20 protein-coding genes are annotated in these 17,418 nt (G+C 60.9%); 8 read left to right on the plus strand and 12 right to left on the minus strand.

Features of this window, described 5'->3' with window-relative positions:
* Positions 1-137: 137 nt before the first annotated feature.
* The 3 genes from AC1DKH_RS22270 to AC1DKH_RS22280 all read right to left on the minus strand — a co-directional run bounded on the left by AC1DKH_RS22270 (position 138) and on the right by AC1DKH_RS22280 (position 2,946).
* Entirely contained in the window at positions 138-1,532 is a 1,395-nt protein-coding gene (locus AC1DKH_RS22270) for a sensor histidine kinase (protein ID WP_477799329.1), read from the minus strand.
* Entirely contained in the window at positions 1,510-2,193 is a 684-nt protein-coding gene (locus tag AC1DKH_RS22275; RefSeq protein ID WP_477753135.1) for a response regulator transcription factor, read from the minus strand. Before AC1DKH_RS22275 ends, AC1DKH_RS22270 begins: the two co-directional genes overlap by 23 nt.
* 147 nt (positions 2,194-2,340) lie before the next feature.
* Complete coding sequence (locus tag AC1DKH_RS22280; protein ID WP_477799330.1) at positions 2,341-2,946, minus strand: glutathione S-transferase; 606 nt, start codon at positions 2,944-2,946, stop codon at positions 2,341-2,343.
* 370 nt (positions 2,947-3,316) lie between these two features.
* Between AC1DKH_RS22280 and AC1DKH_RS22285 the strand changes: the two genes are divergently transcribed.
* The 3 genes from AC1DKH_RS22285 to AC1DKH_RS22295 all read left to right on the plus strand — a co-directional run bounded on the left by AC1DKH_RS22285 (position 3,317) and on the right by AC1DKH_RS22295 (position 5,900).
* Complete coding sequence (locus AC1DKH_RS22285; protein WP_007935965.1) at positions 3,317-3,721, plus strand: TraR/DksA family transcriptional regulator; 405 nt, start codon at positions 3,317-3,319, stop codon at positions 3,719-3,721.
* Positions 3,722-4,343: 622 nt separating this feature from the next.
* Positions 4,344-5,567 (plus strand): methyl-accepting chemotaxis protein, encoded by a 1,224-nt coding sequence (locus tag AC1DKH_RS22290; protein ID WP_477799396.1) that lies wholly within the window; start codon positions 4,344-4,346, stop codon positions 5,565-5,567.
* 129 nt (positions 5,568-5,696) lie between these two features.
* Positions 5,697-5,900, plus strand: coding sequence for a hypothetical protein (locus tag AC1DKH_RS22295; RefSeq protein ID WP_477753132.1), 204 nt, complete (start codon positions 5,697-5,699; stop codon positions 5,898-5,900).
* A gap of 88 nt (positions 5,901-5,988) precedes the next feature.
* Here the strand turns inward: AC1DKH_RS22295 and AC1DKH_RS22300 are convergent, their stop codons facing one another.
* Complete coding sequence (locus AC1DKH_RS22300) at positions 5,989-6,219, minus strand: hypothetical protein (protein ID WP_477753131.1); 231 nt, start codon at positions 6,217-6,219, stop codon at positions 5,989-5,991.
* 160 nt (positions 6,220-6,379) lie between these two features.
* A complete protein-coding gene (locus tag AC1DKH_RS22305; RefSeq protein WP_477753130.1) occupies positions 6,380-6,628 on the minus strand; it encodes a hypothetical protein in 249 nt (82 codons plus the stop codon).
* A 413-nt stretch (positions 6,629-7,041) separates the two neighbouring features.
* Between AC1DKH_RS22305 and AC1DKH_RS22310 the strand changes: the two genes are divergently transcribed.
* The 4 genes from AC1DKH_RS22310 (at position 7,042) to AC1DKH_RS22325 (ending at position 9,402) form a co-directional block, all read left to right on the plus strand.
* Positions 7,042-7,512 carry a hypothetical protein gene (locus AC1DKH_RS22310; protein WP_007986246.1) on the plus strand — a complete coding sequence of 157 codons (471 nt, stop codon included), beginning with the start codon at positions 7,042-7,044 and terminating at the stop codon, positions 7,510-7,512.
* Complete coding sequence (locus tag AC1DKH_RS22315) at positions 7,512-7,715, plus strand: hypothetical protein (RefSeq protein ID WP_477753129.1); 204 nt, start codon at positions 7,512-7,514, stop codon at positions 7,713-7,715. Before AC1DKH_RS22310 ends, AC1DKH_RS22315 begins: the two co-directional genes overlap by 1 nt.
* A 118-nt stretch (positions 7,716-7,833) precedes the next feature.
* Positions 7,834-8,847, plus strand: coding sequence for an ABC transporter substrate-binding protein (locus AC1DKH_RS22320; protein WP_477760729.1), 1,014 nt, complete (start codon positions 7,834-7,836; stop codon positions 8,845-8,847).
* A 117-nt stretch (positions 8,848-8,964) separates the two neighbouring features.
* Complete coding sequence (locus AC1DKH_RS22325; protein ID WP_477799331.1) at positions 8,965-9,402, plus strand: DUF3995 domain-containing protein; 438 nt, start codon at positions 8,965-8,967, stop codon at positions 9,400-9,402.
* A 157-nt stretch (positions 9,403-9,559) separates the two neighbouring features.
* On the opposite strand, the gene AC1DKH_RS22330 is transcribed toward AC1DKH_RS22325, so the two are convergent.
* From AC1DKH_RS22330 to AC1DKH_RS22360, 7 genes are all read right to left on the minus strand, one after another.
* The gene (locus AC1DKH_RS22330; protein ID WP_007973772.1) at positions 9,560-9,922 is read right to left on the minus strand and encodes a Na+/H+ antiporter subunit G; all 363 of its coding nucleotides are present in this window, start codon (positions 9,920-9,922) and stop codon (positions 9,560-9,562) included.
* Positions 9,919-10,197: a K+/H+ antiporter subunit F gene (locus tag AC1DKH_RS22335; RefSeq protein WP_414925130.1), complete on the minus strand. Its 279-nt coding sequence runs from the start codon at positions 10,195-10,197 to the stop codon at positions 9,919-9,921. Before AC1DKH_RS22335 ends, AC1DKH_RS22330 begins: the two co-directional genes overlap by 4 nt.
* Entirely contained in the window at positions 10,194-10,682 is a 489-nt protein-coding gene (locus tag AC1DKH_RS22340; RefSeq protein WP_477753127.1) for a Na+/H+ antiporter subunit E, read from the minus strand. Before AC1DKH_RS22340 ends, AC1DKH_RS22335 begins: the two co-directional genes overlap by 4 nt.
* Positions 10,679-12,364 (minus strand): monovalent cation/H+ antiporter subunit D, encoded by a 1,686-nt coding sequence (locus AC1DKH_RS22345; protein WP_477799332.1) that lies wholly within the window; start codon positions 12,362-12,364, stop codon positions 10,679-10,681. Before AC1DKH_RS22345 ends, AC1DKH_RS22340 begins: the two co-directional genes overlap by 4 nt.
* A complete protein-coding gene (locus AC1DKH_RS22350; protein WP_007973781.1) occupies positions 12,361-12,705 on the minus strand; it encodes a Na+/H+ antiporter subunit C in 345 nt (114 codons plus the stop codon). The genes AC1DKH_RS22345 and AC1DKH_RS22350 overlap by 4 nt, the downstream gene beginning before the upstream one ends.
* The gene (locus AC1DKH_RS22355; RefSeq protein WP_477799333.1) at positions 12,705-15,623 is read right to left on the minus strand and encodes a monovalent cation/H+ antiporter subunit A; all 2,919 of its coding nucleotides are present in this window, start codon (positions 15,621-15,623) and stop codon (positions 12,705-12,707) included. Before AC1DKH_RS22355 ends, AC1DKH_RS22350 begins: the two co-directional genes overlap by 1 nt.
* A 202-nt stretch (positions 15,624-15,825) precedes the next feature.
* Complete coding sequence (locus AC1DKH_RS22360; protein ID WP_477756460.1) at positions 15,826-16,848, minus strand: DMT family transporter; 1,023 nt, start codon at positions 16,846-16,848, stop codon at positions 15,826-15,828.
* Between AC1DKH_RS22360 and AC1DKH_RS22365 the strand changes: the two genes are divergently transcribed.
* Positions 16,843-17,406: a helix-turn-helix domain-containing protein gene (locus AC1DKH_RS22365; RefSeq protein ID WP_477756461.1), complete on the plus strand. Its 564-nt coding sequence runs from the start codon at positions 16,843-16,845 to the stop codon at positions 17,404-17,406. The genes AC1DKH_RS22360 and AC1DKH_RS22365 overlap by 6 nt on opposite strands.
* The last annotated feature ends 12 nt before the right edge of the window (positions 17,407-17,418 follow it).

Genomic DNA, 17,418 nt, shown 5'->3' on the forward strand with positions numbered 1-17,418 from the left:
CCAGGAAAGACGCGCAACCTGTGGGAGTGAGCCTGCTCGCGATAGCGGTGGGGCAGTCACATGGATGTTGGATGTGCTGCCGCCATCGCGAGCAGGTTCGCTCCTACAGGTCCTGTGTCAGCTCAGGCAGATTTGTATCAGGCCGGGGGAATCAGACTCTGCCGACAATCGAGCACCAGCCGCGCACCACCCAGTTCGCTGCTGCCGACCTCCAGCGTAAACCCGTGCAGGCTGACAATCGCCGCGACGATGGACAGCCCCAGCCCGAAGCCGCTTTTCTGATTGCCCGCCTCGGCACGGTAGAAACGCTGGAACACCGCTTCACGTTCCGCCTCGGGAATGCCCGGGCCGGAATCGAGCACTTCGATTCGCGTGTGCCCGCCATCATTGACCCCCCGCAAGATCACCGCGCCACCGGGCGGGGTGAATTTGATCGAGTTGCTGAGCAGGTTCGCCACCGCTTCGAACAGCAGTGCCCGGTCGCCATGGAGGGGTGGCAATGACGCGGGCAGGTGCAGCTGGAATATCAGGCCGTCGTCTTCCGCCAGGGGCAGATAGAACTCATGCAGCTCTTGCAACAACGCCACCGGGTCCACTTGCACGAAACCGGAGCGGCGCTGGCGGTCTTCCAGTTCGGAAATTCGCAGCAATCCACGGAAACGAGCCATCAGTGTGTCGGCCTCGGCCAGCACCAGGTCCAGTTGCATGGCCTGCGGCGAGCCTTCGCCGGCTTGCTGCTGCATGCGGTAAAGCTGCGCGCGCAGGCGGGTCAGGGGCGTGCGCAGGTCATGGGCGATGTTGTCGCACACGCCCTTGACCTCGTTCATCAGGCGTTCGATGCGTTCGAGCATGGCGTTGACGATGGCGGCGAGCATGTCCAGTTCGTCTCGCCGATTGGACAGTGGCAAGCGCCGGCTCAGGTCGCCAGCGACGATGGCTTCGGCACTGGCCTGAATCCCGCGAATGCGCCGCAACGGCCGGCGCCGCAGCAAAGACCAGCCGACGATACCCGGCACGATGGTCAGGGTCACACCCCAGAACAAGGCGTGAAGGATGATCCGGGTCACGGCGAACAGCGAGCCGTTGTCGCGAACCAGAATCAGCCACCAACCATCGCGGGTCTGGGTCGCCACGGCGTCGCAGCTGTCGTTGGGCAGGGTCGGGTCGTCGGACTCGGCGCAGTCGCTGAGCGTGTGGATCTTGCCATCGAGCGGCAAGCCATCCGGAATGTAGCGCAGGGCGCCGCTGAGGTAACGGTGTCGGGCATCGAACAGGCCGTAGGCGTCGATGCCGCGGATGTCGAAGGTCATGCTGACGGCGAGGGCGTCCACCAGCTGCTCGCCCGAGAAGCGCGAAAACAGGTGCTGGCGTTGCATCAGCGAATGCTTGGCCAGGTTGTCCAGGTAAGCGGAAACCTCGTAGTACATGACCCCCATGAGAATCCCGCTCCAGATCACGAACAGCGAACTGTAGAGCGCCAGCAAACGGCTGCTGGAAGAGCGCCAGCCTTTAGACGGGTTCGGCAATGACATAACCCGAGCCTCGCACGGTCCGAATCAGTGGGACATTGCCAGGCGGGTCGATCTTCTTGCGCAGACGGCCGATGTGGACGTCGATCAGGTTGGTGCCGGGGTCGAAGTGGTAACCCCAGACCTCTTCGAAAATCATCATCCGCGAGAGGATTTGCCCGGTATTGCGCATCAGGAATTCCAGCAGTTTGTACTCGGTGGGCAACAGCGTCAGCAGTTGACCGTCGCGGCTGGCTTCGTGGCTGATCAGGTTCAGTTCCAGATCCGCCACCCGCAGGGTAGTGGCCTGGGCGGTGACGGTGTTCTGCCGGCGCAGCAGGACTTCGACCCGGGCGGCCATTTCATCGGTGGCGAAGGGTTTGGTCAGGTAGTCGTCGCCGCCGGCACGCAAGCCGCGCACACGTTCATCGACGTCGGACAGTGCGCTGATCATCAGGATCGGCGTGACCACGCCCATGGTCCGCAGCGTGGTGACAATCGCCAGGCCATCGAGCTCGGGCAACATGCGATCGAGGGTGATCAGGTCATAGTTGCCGCTGACCGCACGTTCGAGCCCTTCGCGACCATTGTCGACCCAGTCGACGTCGAGGCCGTGGCTACTCAGTTCGGCGACAATTTCCCGGGCGGTCACGGCGTCGTCTTCGATGGTCAAGATGCGGGTCATAGGGCTGGCCTGATTAAATGTTCACAACGTTGTGCGGCATTTTGCCAAGAAATGGTCGCAGGCTTTCTAAATAAAAGTTCATGGACGCGACACTGGTGACTGCCCTGGTTTCGTCGGAACGCCGCCCGGAGCCGGGAAATGAATCGGTCAGTCAATCGGCGTACTGACAAACACCTCAAGCCCTTCGGCATACGCCGTGAACGCGGCGATCCGCGGAAACTGCGTCGCATTCACCTGATCCGGCACTACCAGATTGGTGAAGCTCCAGGCCACCGCCAGCGTAATGCCATCCTGCTCAATCAAACCGTCAGTCTTCAGCGGCTGCTTTTCCAGCTCCCGCTCCAGTGCCGAATAGGCTGCCGTCAGTTGTCCTCCGACCCGCTCAACCCAGGGTTCGAATTGAATTTCCACCGGCCGCAAGTTGCGCTCGTAGTAAAGCTGCACGGACTTTTCGCTGGCGGCCAGCGCCAGGCCAATCAGGCGCAACGCGCGCAGGCGCTGACTCGGTTCGACGGGCATCAGGCTGTTATCGGTCAGGGTTTCCAGGTAGTCGATGATCAGCGTCGAATCCATCAACACTTCACCGTCATCCAGCACCAGCGTGGGCGCCTTGACCACCGGGTTAATCTGCTGGAATTGTTCGAAGTGGCGGAACACCGAGACCGATTGATGTTCCAGGGTGATCCCCAGGCATTTGGCAGAAATGGCGGCGCGCCTGACATAGGGTGAATCCAGCATACCGATCAGCTTCATGGTCCTTTCCTTTATATGGCCATTTCGGGAGGGACAACCTTAGCTGAGGTTCGCAGCCCTGCAAATGACTGTGAATAATGCCCGGTGCAAGCCGTTTGTCTTCTATATACCTACGCTCGATTGAATTTCTTGCTATAAACGCACTCCGATTACCACCTCAAAGCCTGCGGTAGAGCATTTTCAGGGCTTTGTCGGACAAATTCGCTGTCTTTTCAGTTGCTGAGGCCTCAAGTCGGCCGTAGACTGCCGCCCCTCGTAAATTGAGTGCCGGGTGGCGCTTGGAACAAACGGCGCCTTTCCGATGGCCTGCCCAGGTCTGCCGGAACGCTCCCTTATTCGCCTTAATGCACGTTTTTTTATAGAGATATCAATGACAAAGGACAAGTTGCTGGCCATGCCGGCGGATGACTACATGAATGCCGAGCAACATGCTTTTTTCTCCGAGCTGTTGCAGAACATGAAAGTTGAAACCCATGAGCGCATCGAACAGAACCGCATCGCCATCGAAAGCCTGGACACCCCGGCCGATCCGGCAGACGCGGCTTCGGTCGAAGAAGAGCGCACCTGGCTGGTGAACGCTATCGATCGCGACCAGCGCATGCTGCCTCAGTTGGAACAAGCCCTTGAGCGCATCAAGGAAGACAGCTTTGGCTGGTGCGACGACAGCGGCGAGCCGATTGGCCTCAAGCGCCTGCTGATCAGCCCGACCACCAAGTACTGCATCGAAGCTCAAGAGCGTCACGAGCAAATCGACAAGCACCAGCGTCAGGCCTGATTCTGCAAGGCAGCCCCTTTGATCCGGGCTGCCCTGAAAAGATCGCAGCCTGCGGCAGCCCCAGCGCAATTGACGCAGGGCGCTGTTGCAGGCTGCGATCTTTGTTTTCTGCCGTCTTCGATTTCCCGGTTTTTTTTCTATTGATTTGCTGCAACGCTCACGACTAAAGGCTCATGGATAATGGCTTTATGGTGGCGTTTAATGCGAAGACAACAATTAGAAGCTTTCCGGGGTAACGATGATGACGAGAGACGGGTCTCTGGTTGCGGCAGTGCCTGCACCAGTGCTATTGCCGAAAAACCGCTGGCTGACACCGACACTGCAAAGCATCGCCCTGATGCTGTTGTTATGTGGCATGACGCAGGGTTACTGGTCGCTCTACCTTGGCCTGCCCCTGGCCATATTGATTATCTGGCTGCCTCGCCTGCGTTCGCGCGCGACCCCGCAGGCGGCTTCCCCCGACAACCCCGATGCCATCGGCGAGTTGACTCGCGATCTTTCCTACACCACCAGCCATAACGCGCTGTCAGCCGCCGGTGTGGCGTTCTCGGTTCGGCAACTGGCGGACAAACTGCAATCGCAGCTCACGGCGGCGGCACAGATTGTCAGCAACGCCGAGGTCATGATCACCACCGAACAGGCCGCCTCGACGCTCAGTCGCCAGGCGCTCAGTGCCGCCAGCGAGGCTCATCAAAGCGCAGCGGTCGGGCGTACGGAACTGATCGAGTCCATTGCGCACATGCATCAGCTCAGCCAGCGCGCCAGCAACAGCCGTGAACTGATCGAAGCCTTGAGCCTGCGCAGCAATGATATCCAGCGCGTGACTCTGGTGATTCAGTCCATCGCCAGCCAGACCAATCTGTTGGCGTTGAACGCCGCTATTGAAGCGGCGCGGGCAGGGGAGCACGGTCGCGGGTTTGCAGTGGTGGCCGACGAAGTGCGTGGGCTCGCCGCACGCACGGCGACGGCCACGGGCGAAGTGGGCGAAATGGTGGCCGACATCCAGCAACGCACCGCGCAGGTGGTGGAGCAGATCCGCCAACTGTCCAGCGACCTCGACACCGGCGTCGAGCAGGTCGAACAGACGGGGCAGCACCTGGAGAACATTGCCCGTCTGGCGGCCAGTGTCGAGTCCCAGGTCGGGGAAATCGCCCAGGGGGCAGACACCAACCGTGAACAACTCGATAGCCTGTTTCACGCCATCGAACAGATGCGCAGCGACCTGGCCGTCAGCGACCAGCAGACTCAACGTCTGGCCCATGCGGCGGTGCAAATGGAAGGGCAAGCCGAAACCATCAGCGAGCGTCTTGCCGAGGTGGGGCTGGATGACTATCACCAGCGGATCTATGACCTGGCCCGGGAAGGCGCGAGCCAGATTGCAGCGCGTTTCGAGGCGGACATCGATGCCGGTCGAATCAGTCTCGACGATCTGTTCGACCGAAATTACCAGACCCTCCCCAATACCAGCCCGGCCAAGTACCAGACGCGTTTCGACCGCTACACCGATCAGGTTTTGCCAACGATCCAGGAACCGTTGTTACCGCGTCACGAAGGATTGGTGTTCGCCATCGCCTGCACCCAGCAGGGTTATGTGCCGACCCATAACAAGGCGTTCAGCCAGCCACTGACGGGCGATGCACAGATCGATGCCTTGCAGAACCGGACCAAGCGCAAGTTCGCTGACCGCACAGGGATCCGCTGCGGCAGCCATCAGAAGGCCGTGCTGCTGCAAACCTATACGCGCGACACTGGAGAGTTGATGCACGATCTCTCGGTGCCGATCATGCTCAAGGGCCGGCATTGGGGCGGTTTGCGCCTGGGCTACAAACCGCAAAAGCCGCGCTAGAAAGCCCGGGCTGCCGGATGATTGTTACGAATCCTGCAATGAACCTGTGCAGGGAGTTGCTGTTTCCTCGTCGAAAAACTAAATAACATACCTACTAATTAGGTTGCTAATTAATTTCGAGAGGTCAGCATGCAAGGCAAAGTTGATGTCGCGGTCATGATCGGCAGCGGTGTGCCCGCCAATTTGCGATCCATGGGGCGCAGGGTCTGTTGGGTGGTGTTGTTCAATGGCGAGCGCCGGGGCACGGCGTTCTCCAGTCGCGATGAAGCGGAGGAGTGCAAGGCTGCCTGGTTGGCGCAATTGAACGCCGAAGAACCTGGCAGCCTGCATTGAGGTGGTCAGTGCGTCTGGTGCATACGCAGGTTCAGGTCGTCGACCACCCGCGCCCAATCTACGTCTTCGCGCACCGCCAACCCGACAATCAGGCTTTCAGCGCGCCCGCATCGACCGCCGCCTTCAGTTCCCTGGCCGATTCCTGGGCCGCAATGGCGGCGACATCCGGGGTTTTGAACCAGCGATCCTTTTCGACCTGGTAATACGTCACGGTCTTGAGCGGTGGCTTGGCGCGCATGACAATCACGGCCTGGAATTCACCCTCGACTTCTCTGGCTTCACCCCGGATAAAAAACTCGCCGATATCAAATTCCGTCACGTTGCCGACTTCCCCTGGAAATACGTTGTTGTTGTCAACGCGACCCGATTTTCTGCGGATCCGTTTTATTTGGCGGGCAGTATGGCAGTAGTTGCCCGTCGACGGCTCAGATAAGTCGGCGGGCAGACGAAACGTCGATGGCGATGAGTGCGGCGGGCAGTCAACAATGTGATTCCAGAAACCGGGCGAGGGCACAGGCTTCGTTATGATCGGCTCGGAAACCTCTTACGCAGCCTGTCGAAATATCCTTGATATGAAAGAAGGCAATGCCCGCCATCACCACCTGAAATCGCGGGCGGGCCGGGACATCGTGATGCGGTTCGTGGTGGCGGAACCGTATCGGATGCGCGGTTGGCGCTGTTTCCGAGTCAGGCACCAACGGATAAGCAAAGTGAGTCAGCGTGCACATGTGAAGTCCTTTTCATGGTTTTATCGACGTATGCACGTCGTTTTGGCTAGTCTCCAAGAGCATCGCTGCTCTAGAATCACCCTCACTGGCGGGTGATCGATGTTTATCTAAAGCAATTTTTTGCGGACGATATGTAGGAAAAGATTTTTTCTTGATGAGATTTTTCCCCGAAGTTGATAGTCCATAATTTTCTGGCAGCAGGAAGGGCGTTTTCCTTCAGCCTGTGACGAACGCCAGTCAGGACGACGCGAGTGACGTTCCAGTAGTCTTCTCAAGCTTCGTGATGAATGAGTGCACTGCTCATTCAGGACTTCAATCCGGGTTCTTTGGCGACACCTTCGGCATTGCCGCTTTTTTGGCTGTGCGTTTATTTTTCGCGCACGGCACCATTTTTCAGATGTGGGGATGTTTCCTTGGCAGTAAGTAATCTCGATATGCATGCTTTGTTCGTACTGGGTGATTTGCGCGCAAAGCTGGTCAAGCAGTTTCAGTCACGTTTCGTTTACATCACCGAACAGAACGCCGAAGGCATCTACATTGCCGAAATCGACACCGAATCAGCCCTGGTGGTGGACGACAAACCCGGACTCAAGCTCAAGGTCGGTGATCATTTCAGCGCGTCCGTGCTGCCCAGTCGCGAAGGCGGCAAGCTGGACATCAAGTTCCGCGACATCAAACTGACGGTTTACGGAATTGGCGATTACGCCTTCGTGACCACGGCCGACGGTCAGGGGATAGTGTTCAAGGAAGGTCACAGCGTGGTGATGGTGTTTGCCGCCCATCAACAGCTGCAGGAAGGCCTGACCAAGACCCTCAAAGCCGTGACCGCCAAAGCGGCCAAGTGGCGCAAGGGCGAGCTGGTGACCTTCAAGGCCAGCGAGTGATGACCCTGACCCGCGCCGATTTCCACGAACAGAACCTGGCCAGCGCTCAAGACGAAGCGCGGCGGCTGTTCGGGCAGAAGGTCATTCTGCAAGGAGCCTGGCTGAATTGGGTGGCGTCACAGCTTTACCAACTGCAACCGGCGGCATACGCCAGCATGGTCAGACGCGAGCTGATGCGTTTGCAGGAAACCTGCGAAAACTGATCCACGCACCTCGAAAGCAGGAACCTCTACTACAGTCATTGGACTGAGTATTCAGAGGCTTGGCGGTCTACTGCCAGGCCATCCTGCTATTGCTGTGAACAGCACGAGGTGCAAAAGCATGAACGGATTTCGACGGTTGCTGGCTGCTGTCCTGGCCACTTTCGGTTTGCTGGCGATTCCCGCCCCGGTGTTTGCCGCCCAGGCGCCGATCCACTTCGCCGACCTGAACTGGGAAAGCGGCAGCCTGATTACCGATGTCCTGCGCATCATTGTCGAGAAGGGCTACGGGCTGCCGACCGACACCTTGCCGGGCACCACCATCACCCTGGAAACCGCGCTGGCCAACAATGACATCCAGGTCATTGGCGAAGAGTGGGCCGGTCGCAGCCCGGTCTGGGTCAAGGCGGAAGCCGAAGGCAAAGTCGTCAGCCTCGGCGACACGGTCAAGGGCGCTACAGAAGGCTGGTGGGTGCCGGAATATGTGATCAAGGGCGACCCGGCCAAGGGCATCAAGCCGCTGGCACCGGACCTGCGCAGCGTCAGCGACCTGCCGAAATACAAAAACGTGTTCAAGGACCCGGAAGCCCCGACCAAGGGACGTTTCCTCAACAGCCCCATCGGCTGGACCTCGGAAGTGGTCAACAAGCAGAAGCTCAAGGCCTATGGGCTGGACGACAGCTACGTGAACTTCCGCAGTGGTTCGGGCGCGGCACTGGATGCAGAGATCAGTTCGTCCATTCGTCGTGGCAAGCCGGTACTGTTTTACTACTGGTCGCCCACGCCGTTGCTCGGCCGCTTCAAGCTGATACAACTGGAAGAGCCACCGTTTGACGCCGAAGCCTGGAAGACCCTGACCGACGCCGATAACCCCAACCCACAGCCGACCCGTTCCCTGGCCTCCAAGCTGTCGATCGGTGTGTCCACACCCTTCCAGAAGCAGTATCCGCAGATTGTCGAGTTCTTCGCCAAGGTCGACTTCCCGATCGCCCCCCTGAACAAAGCGCTGGCCGAGATGAGCGAGAAACATACACCGCCGCGTCAGGCGGCGCAGGCGTTCATGAAGGCTCATCCGGACGTCTGGCGGGCCTGGCTGCCCAAGGACGTGGCGGATAAAGTCTCCGCCGCCCTGTAGGAGCTGCCGCAGGCTGCGATCTTTTGATCTTGTCTTAAAAAAACAAAATCAAAAGATCGCAGCCTGCGGCAGCTCCTACAATGTTCAGTTCATATTCCTTTCAAGGATCTCTGAACCATGACCTTGCTGTTGGCTCAGTGGCTGGTGACGATCTTCGCAGTGATCAGTCTGGTGCATGTGTATTGGGCGTTGGGTGGTGAATGGGCGGCGGTGGCGGCGGTCCCGCAAGTGCCGCAGGAGGGCAGCGCGCAACTGCGACCGGCGTTCAAGCCACGAGGCTGGATCACGCTGGTGGTGGCTGCGGTGTTGTTGTTGATTGCCGTGCTGGTGTGCTTGCGGGTGGGTTGGTGGCTGCCACCGTTGCATCACTGGTCGTTGCAGTGGGTGATCAGCGCCATAGCGATTTTGCTGTTTGCCCGGGCCATTGGCGATTCGGAGCTGGTGGGTTTTTTCAAAGAGGTCAAAGGCTCGAAATTTGCCCGGCTGGACACCTGGGTTTACTCGCCGTTGTGTGTGGTGCTGGGGGCGGGGTTGTTGACGGTGGCCTGGATCTGATTGATCGACATTTTTGTAGTGACAATACTGGCCTCATCGCGAGCAAGCTCGCTCCCACAGTGACGGGTGTCGTACACACCTTTTGAGTCCGACACCAAACCTTGTGGGAGCGAGCTTGCTCGCGATGAGGTCGGTCCAGCCAATACAAATCTTTGGTCTAACTACCGCTCTCGGTCCGCCGACTGCTCACTTCGGCCGGCACATCATCCCCGGCCATGCGTTTGCGAAACAGCGCCGCCCGGGCCAGCAGCAAGGTGGTCACCGGTACGGTAATCGCCAGCAGGATCGGAATCAGCCAGGCGTGCAATACCGGTGCGGACTTGAGCGCCGAAAAGTAGATGATCGATGCCAGCGCCACGCACCAGGCCCCAAGCGTCGAGGCCAGGGCTGGTGGGTGCATGCGCTGGAAGTAGTCCTTCATGCGCAGCAGACCCGTGGCGCCGATCAACGCAAACAGGCTGCCGAGCACCAGCAGGATCGCCACCGGGATTTCCACCCACAATGACAATGGCGTATTCATTCGATCACCTCACCACGCAGCAGGAATTTCGCCAGGGCGAACGAGCCGACGAAACCGAACAGTGCGATCAGCAGCGCCGCCTCGAAGTACGTGTCACTGGCATAGCGAATACCCAGCGCCAGCATCATCAGCATCGCGACGATATACAGATAGTCCAGCGCCAGGACCCGGTCCTGGGCCGACGGTCCCTTGAACAGGCGGACCAGGGTCAGGATCATCGCCAAAGAAAAGAAGAACAGGCTCAGCAGGATCGCGCTCGACAGCAACGGGCTCATTCGAAGATCTCCATCAAAGGACGTTCGTAGGTCGCCTTGAAGTGCTGGATGAACAGCGCCTCATCGTCCAGGTCGAAGACGTGCAACAGCAGAATGCTGCGGTCCAGCGCCAGCTCCGACCAGACTGTACCGGGCACCACCGTGGTGATCATCGACAGCGCGGCCAGGCCGTTGGCGTCACGCAAGTCCAGCGGCACCTTGATGAATCGCGAGCGGGGCGGGCGGCGACCGGCATTGAGCACGCTCCAGGCCACGGCGAGGTTGGACATCAGCACATCGCGCCCGACCAGCAGGACCAGGCGCAGGATCACTCCAGGTCGACGAATGCGCACCGGCAGCGGACGCAGCCTGCGCATCATCAATGGCGCACAGAACCCCAGCACCGCACCCAGCAGCAGGTTGCCGGGGCTGGTCGACAGGTTCAGCAACAGCCACAGCAGCCACAAGGCCAGCGACAGCAACGGTGCCGGAAACAGGCGCTTCATGGCTGCACCTCCTGCGGGGTTGCATGGGCCGGCGGGTTCGGTACAACGCGCGTGTCGAGCACCGCCATCACGTACTGCTGCGGGTTGTACAAGGCATCGGCGGCGGCCTGGGTGTAGCGCAGCAGCGGATCGGCCTTGAAGGTCAGCGCAATGCTCAAGCCCAGCAGGGCGAAGACCGGCACGCATTCCAGGCGTCGCAGCAGGGGCGAAGGACGTTCGGCTGGCGTCCAGAAGCGCTGGATACCCAAGCGCGAGAACGCGATCAGCGACGCCAACCCGGACACAATCAACAACACCAACAGGCCCCACGCGGCGTTGGAAACCGGTGTGTTGCCGCTGTTGCCCAGGCCCAGCGGATTGAGCAGGGCACCGATCAACCCGAGTTTGCCGATAAAGCCGGAGAGCGGCGGCATGCCGATGATCAGCAAGGCGCAGGCGATGAAGCTCAGGCCAAGAAACGCCATGGTCCAGGGAATCACCTGGCCGACCACGGCTTTTTGTTCGTCGTCGAGGTTGATGCCTTTGGGCGGATGCAGGGATTCCAGTGGCCGCGGCAGCAGTTCGGTTTCGTCTTCGAGCAGGATTTCGTTGGCCGAGCGCGAGCGTTCGATCAGTTCGGCCAGCAGGAACAATGCGCTCAATGCCAGGGTCGAGCTGAACAGGTAGAACAGCGCCGCGCCGACCAGGTTCGGCTGGGCGAAACCGATGGTCGACAACAGAATGCCCGCCGACACCAGAATGCTCAGGCTGGCCATGCGCTCCAGGCGTTGCGCGGCGAGGATCGCCATGGCGGCGCAGACGATGGTCGCCATGCCACCGTAAATCAGCCACTGCCCGCCATAGAACGCCGATGCCCCGGCCTGGGCGGAGAACAGCAGCGTCCACAGGCGCAGCAAGGTGTAGACGCCGACCTTGGTCATGATCGCGAACATCGCCGCCACCGGCGCACTGGCCGAGGAATAGGCCGGCACCAGCCAGAAGTTCAACGGCCACATGCCGGCCTTGGCCAGAAACGCGACGGCCAGAATCCCCGCGCCGGCGTGCAGCAAGCCCCGATCAGCTTCGGACACCAGCGGGATTTTTACCGCCAGGTCGGCCATGTTCAGTGTGCCGGTGACCCCATAGATCAGCGCCGCGCCAATCAGGAACAGCGACGAGGCCAGCAGGTTGATCGAGATGTAATGCAGCCCCGACGACACCCGCGCCCGGCCCGAGCCGTGGAGCATCAACCCATAGGACGCGGCCAGCAACACCTCGAAGAACACGAACAGGTTGAACAGGTCAGCGGTGAGGAACGCGCCGTAAAGGCCCATCAACTGGATCTGGAACAGCGCGTGAAAACTCGAACCTGCGCTGTCCCAGCGTGCCATGGCGAACAGCAGGGCACTGACGCCGATGATGCCGGTCAGCACCAGCATCAGCGCCGACAGGCGATCGACCACCAGTACCAGGCCGAACGGCACTTGCCAGTTGCCCGGCAGGTACACACCGATGGAGCCGGGCACGCCGGTGGTTTGTGTCCATTGCAACAACGCCACGGCAATGCCCAGGCCGAGCAGGCTGGAGAACAGATTGATCTTCGCCTTGAGCGGCCGGTGCTTCTCGCCGAGCATCAGCATGATCGCGGCAGTCAGCAGCGGCAGCAGGATGGGCGCGACGATCAGGTGAGTCATCGCCATCATTCCCTGGGCTCCCGGCCATCCACATGGTCAGTGCCGGTCAGGCCCCGGGAGGCCAGCAGCACTACCAGGAACAGCGCAGTCATGGCGAAGCTGATGACGATCGCCGTCAGCACCAGTGCTTGCGGCAACGGGTCGGTGTAGTGCAGCAAGTCCTGCGGTACGCCGTCCTTGATGATCGGCTCCTTGCCGATGAACAGGCTGCCCATGCTGAAGATGAACAGATTGACGCCGTAGGACAGCAGGCACAGGCCCATGACCACCTGGAACGTCCGTGGGCGCAGGATCAGCCAGACGCCGGACGCGGCCAGTACGCCGATGGCGATTGCGATGACTTCTTCCATCAGACGACCTCCTTCATGGCAACGGATTTAGGCTGGGCAGCGGTTTTGTGACCCCGCACCGATTGGTGGGCGAGGGCTGTGAGGATCAACAGGGTCGAACCGACCACCACGCCGTATACGCCGATGTCGAAGAACAACGCGCTGGCCAGGTGAATGTCACCCAGCAGAGGCAACGAGAAATGCCAGGTGTGGGTGGTCAGGAACGGATAGCCGACCAGCATCGCACCCAGCCCGGTGGCCGTGGCAAACAGCAGTCCGGTGCCCATCCAGCGCAGTGGCCGCAGGCTCATTTGCGCCTCGACCCACTGCGTGCCGGCGACCATGTATTGCAGGATGAACGCCACCGACATCACCAGCCCTGCAACAAAGCCGCCGCCCGGTTGATTGTGCCCGCGCATGAACAGGTAGAACGACACCACCAGCGCCACCGGCAACAGCAGGCGCACCAGCACCGCCGGCACCATCATGAAGCCGAGTGCGGTGTCGCTGGCGTGACGCGGGTTGACCAGGTCGGTGACCACGTCCGGTGCGAGCAAGCGTTGCTGGGCCGGCAGTTGCAGGCTTTCTTTCGGTGGGCGGAAGCGGCGCAGCAGGGCGAACACGGTCAGGGCCACCGCCACCAGCACGGTGATTTCACCGAGGGTGTCGAAACCACGGAAGTCCACCAGCATCACGTTGACCACGTTGCTGCCGCCGCCTTCGGGCAAGGCGCGGCTGAGGTAGAACGAGGAAATATCGTTGGGGGTCTGGCGCGTCAGCATGGCGTAGGCCAGCAACGCCATGCCGACACCGACCGCGGTCGACAGCAGCAAGTCGCGGATCCGCCGTACCCGCGCCCGGCGCAGACTGCCGGGCAACGGCGAGACTTCCTCGATCCGTCGTGGCAACCAGCGCAGGCCCAGCAGGATCAGCACCGTGGTCACCACTTCGACCGCCAGTTGGGTCAGGGCCAGGTCCGGCGCCGAAAACCAGACGAAAGTGACGCAGGTCATCAGGCCGCAGACGCTGACCATGGTCAGGGCCGCGAGCCGGTGATACTTGGCTTGATAGGCCGCGCCCAGGGCGCAGGCGATGGCCAGCAACCACAAGGTGACGAAGACGATCGACCCGGGGATTTTCGGCCGGTCGCCCCAGTGCAGGCTGCTGTGCAGCATGGGGATCAACCCGGCCAGCACGGCGGCGAACACCACCAGGAACAACTGCATTTGCAGGCGCCGGGTGCCAATCCGCGGCTCCAGGCGCCGGGCCAGGCGCATGATCGCGACCAGCGCGTATTCGAACAGGTGCTTGCCGTCCAGGCGACCAATGACCGGCGGACGGTTGAAGCGTCCGCGCTTGAATTGATTGCGCAGCAGCAGATAGAGCACGGTGCCGCAGGACAATGCGATCAGGCTCATGATCATCGGCGCGTTCAGGCCATGCCAGATCGCCAGGCTGTACTCGGGCAGCGTGCCGCCGACCACCGGTTGCGCCGCCGCCGCGAGTAGCGGGCCGACTATCTGGGCCGGGAAGATGCCCACCAGCAGGCAGGCGAACACCAGCAGCTCGACCGGCGCGCGCATCCAGCGCGGCGGCTCGTGGGGGGTGTGCGGCAAATCGGTCGCGGGCGGGCCGAAGAACACATCCACGGTGAAACGCAGGGAGTAGGCCACGCTGAAAGTGCCGGCAATGGTTGCCACGATCGGCAGGCTCAGTTCGACCCAGCGCGTGGCATTGATGAACACGGTTTCGGCGAAGAACATTTCCTTGGACAGGAAACCGTTGAGCAGCGGCACACCCGCCATCGAGGCGCTGGCGACCATGGCCAGGGTCGCGGTGAACGGCATCAGCTTGTACAGGCCGCTGAGCTTGCGGATGTCACGGGTGCCGCTTTCGTGGTCGATGATGCCGGCGGCCATGAACAACGAGGCCTTGAAGGTCGCGTGGTTGAGGATGTGGAACACCGCGGCGACGGCGGCCAGCGGGCTGTTCAAGCCGAGCAGCAGGGTAATCAGGCCCAGGTGGCTGATGGTCGAGTAGGCCAGCAAGCCCTTGAGGTCGTTCTGGAACATCGCGCAGTACGCCCCGAGCAACAGGGTGCAGGCGCCAGCGCCGCTGACGATGTAGAACCATTCCTCACTGCCGGAAAGCGACGGCCATAGCCGCGCAAGCAGGAAGACCCCGGCCTTGACCATGGTCGCCGAGTGCAGGTACGCCGACACGGGTGTCGGCGCGGCCATGGCGTGGGGCAGCCAGAAGTGGAAGGGGAATTGCGCGCTTTTGCTCAAGGCACCGATCAGGATCAGGGGCAATAGAATCGGGTAGAGGGCATGGGCGCGAATCAGGTCGCCGGCGACCAGGACCTTGTCCAGGTCATAGCTGCCGACCACATGGCCGAGCAGCATGGCCCCCGCCAGCAGGCACAAACCGCCCGCACCGGTCACCATCAGCGCCATGTAGGCGCCGCGCCGGGCATCGGCGCGATGGTGCCAGTAGCCAATCAACAGGAACGAGAAGAGGCTGGTCAGCTCCCAGAAAAACACGATCTGGATCAGGTTGCCGGAGATCACCAGCCCGAGCATGGCGCCCATGAAGGCCAGGAAAAACGCGAAGAAACGCGGCACCGGATCGTTCGGCGACATGTAGTAGCGGGCGTACAGCGAAACCAGGGTGCCGATGCCCAGCACCAGCATGGAGAACAGCCAGGCGAAACCGTCCATGCGCAGGACGAAGTTCAGGCCCAGGCTGGGCAGCCATGAAAACTCTTCGCGAATGACGCCGCCATGGGCGATCTGCGGGTACAGGAATGCGACCTGAAGGGTGCCGATCAGGGCGATCAGGCCGGCTAGCAGAGATTCGGCGTTACGGGCATTGTGCGGCAACACGGCCGCCAAACAGCTGCCTATGAAAGGCAGAAGCAGTAGAACTATCAGGGACATAGGCTTCTAATCTGCGGAAGTTTGTGAAGCATCATACGTGCCAGCTCCCGGATCACCAAACGCCAAGCTGTCGCAGAATCCTACACGGTAGACGGAAAAGCCCTGATTCACATTGTTTCAGATAGAGGTTGGGGAGCCAGTTCTGGCCCCTTCGCGAGCTTGCTCGCGATGGCGGCCTATCTGGCAATGCAGAGATTGCGGTTTATCGCTGTGTTTCCTGCTCCAGCTCCTGCTCAGCCGCCGCCTTACCCTTGGTCTTCAACTCACTGACTATCACCGCCGCTACAATCAACCCGGCCCCGACCAGGGCAATCGCCGGCAAACGTTCCCCGGCGATGCGCCCGACAATCCCGGCCCATACCGGCTCACCGGCATAGATCAGCGTGGCGCGGGTCGGTGACACGCTTTTCTGTGCCCAGTTCATCGCCACCTGAATCGCCGCGCTTGCCGCCCCAAGGCCCAGCGCGCTACACAGCAGCAACCACGAGAAATCCGGAATCGCCTCGTTGGTCGGCACCACCATCAGGAACGACAGCACCGAAGTCACCGCCAGTTGCACCGCCGTCACCCGGCGCACATCGACCTGGCCGGCATAGGTGCTGATCAGGATGATCTCGGCCGCAATGGCCACGGCGCTGATCAAGGTGGCGATTTCACCGGAGCTGAAGTTGAACGCCGCACCGGACGGCCCGGACAACAGCATCAACCCGCTAAAGGCCAGCATGATGCCGATGCTGGGCATCAACCCCGGGCGCCGCCCCAGCACCAGCCATTGCAGCAACGGCACGAAAGGCACGTACAGCGCGGTAATGAATGCCGATTGGCTGCTGGGAATGCTCTGCAACCCGACCGTCTGCAAGCCGTAGCCGAGCATGATCGCCACGCCGATAAACGACCCCGCCTTGAGTTCGAACAAAGTCATGTCGCGCAGATGACGCCAGGAGAACAGGGCGACGATGCTCGCGGCGGCGGCAAAACGCAGGCCGACGAAAAACATCGGGCCGCTGACGGTCATCGCGTGCTGTACCAACAGGAAGGTACCGCCCCAGACCATCGTGATCAGCACCAGCACGCATTCAGCCTTGCTGAACCGTGTGAAACGGGAGGAAGCCTTTGGGGAGTTCACCAACGTCATGACCTTGCACGCTACTGGAGGGGGACGCACAATGCGTCGAATGTTGCGCAGTATACTGCCCAACCCCACCCAGTGAGCAATATAGTGCACAAAGATTCTACCCAACGGGCTTCGGTCCTCCAGCACGTCAGTCAAAACGTCCGTCGTTTGCGTCATGCCGCCGACCTGAGCCAGAGCGCGCTGGCGGAAAAGTCCGGTGTCAGCCGTCGAATGCTGGTGGCGATCGAGGCGGGGGAAAAGAACGTCAGCCTGACCACCCTCGACCGGGTGGCCGAAGCCCTCGACGTTGCCTTCAGTGATTTGATCCAGGCGCCCGACGCCCGCGACCCCAGTCGTATCAATGAGCTGGCCTGGACCGGTACGATCCCCGGCAGCAAAGCGGTGTTGCTCTCCAAGGCCCAGGCCAGCCGCGAAGTCGAGCAGTGGGAGTGGTGCCTGCAACCGGGCGAGGTGTATCCGTCGGAGCCGGACGCCGATGGCTGGAGCGAGCAGATTTATGTCTTCGAAGGTTGCCTGACCGTTATGCTCGGCGACCAGCCACAGCCTATCGCCGCGGGTGAATTCTTCATGTTCGCCAGCAACCAGCCGCACTGTTATCGCAACGACGGGGCGGTGGCGGCGCGGTTTGTGCGTAACGTGGTGATCTGAACAGGGAGAGCA

This window comes from Pseudomonas sp. 05L36 (assembly GCF_056398125.1).

Bases quoted from the DNA above. Each gene is read 5' to 3' on its own strand.
- AC1DKH_RS22350 (WP_007973781.1), bottom strand. From the start codon at position 12,705: ATGGAAGAAGTCATCGCAATCGCCATCGGCGTACTGGCCGCGTCCGGC.
- AC1DKH_RS22315 (WP_477753129.1), top strand. From the start codon at position 7,512: ATGACCCTGACCCGCGCCGATTTCCACGAACAGAACCTGGCCAGCGCT.
- AC1DKH_RS22340 (WP_477753127.1), bottom strand. From the start codon at position 10,682: ATGAAGCGCCTGTTTCCGGCACCGTTGCTGTCGCTGGCCTTGTGGCTG.
- AC1DKH_RS22290 (WP_477799396.1), top strand. From the start codon at position 4,344: ATGATCACCACCGAACAGGCCGCCTCGACGCTCAGTCGCCAGGCGCTC.
- AC1DKH_RS22325 (WP_477799331.1), top strand. From the start codon at position 8,965: ATGACCTTGCTGTTGGCTCAGTGGCTGGTGACGATCTTCGCAGTGATC.
- AC1DKH_RS22275 (WP_477753135.1), bottom strand. From the start codon at position 2,193: ATGACCCGCATCTTGACCATCGAAGACGACGCCGTGACCGCCCGGGAA.
- AC1DKH_RS22270 (WP_477799329.1), bottom strand. From the start codon at position 1,532: ATGTCATTGCCGAACCCGTCTAAAGGCTGGCGCTCTTCCAGCAGCCGT.
- AC1DKH_RS22345 (WP_477799332.1), bottom strand. From the start codon at position 12,364: ATGATGGCGATGACTCACCTGATCGTCGCGCCCATCCTGCTGCCGCTG.
- AC1DKH_RS22335 (WP_414925130.1), bottom strand. From the start codon at position 10,197: ATGAGCCCGTTGCTGTCGAGCGCGATCCTGCTGAGCCTGTTCTTCTTT.
- AC1DKH_RS22280 (WP_477799330.1), bottom strand. From the start codon at position 2,946: ATGAAGCTGATCGGTATGCTGGATTCACCCTATGTCAGGCGCGCCGCC.
- AC1DKH_RS22295 (WP_477753132.1), top strand. From the start codon at position 5,697: ATGCAAGGCAAAGTTGATGTCGCGGTCATGATCGGCAGCGGTGTGCCC.
- AC1DKH_RS22285 (WP_007935965.1), top strand. From the start codon at position 3,317: ATGACAAAGGACAAGTTGCTGGCCATGCCGGCGGATGACTACATGAAT.
- AC1DKH_RS22320 (WP_477760729.1), top strand. From the start codon at position 7,834: ATGAACGGATTTCGACGGTTGCTGGCTGCTGTCCTGGCCACTTTCGGT.
- AC1DKH_RS22355 (WP_477799333.1), bottom strand. From the start codon at position 15,623: ATGTCCCTGATAGTTCTACTGCTTCTGCCTTTCATAGGCAGCTGTTTG.
- AC1DKH_RS22330 (WP_007973772.1), bottom strand. From the start codon at position 9,922: ATGAATACGCCATTGTCATTGTGGGTGGAAATCCCGGTGGCGATCCTG.
- AC1DKH_RS22305 (WP_477753130.1), bottom strand. From the start codon at position 6,628: ATGTGCACGCTGACTCACTTTGCTTATCCGTTGGTGCCTGACTCGGAA.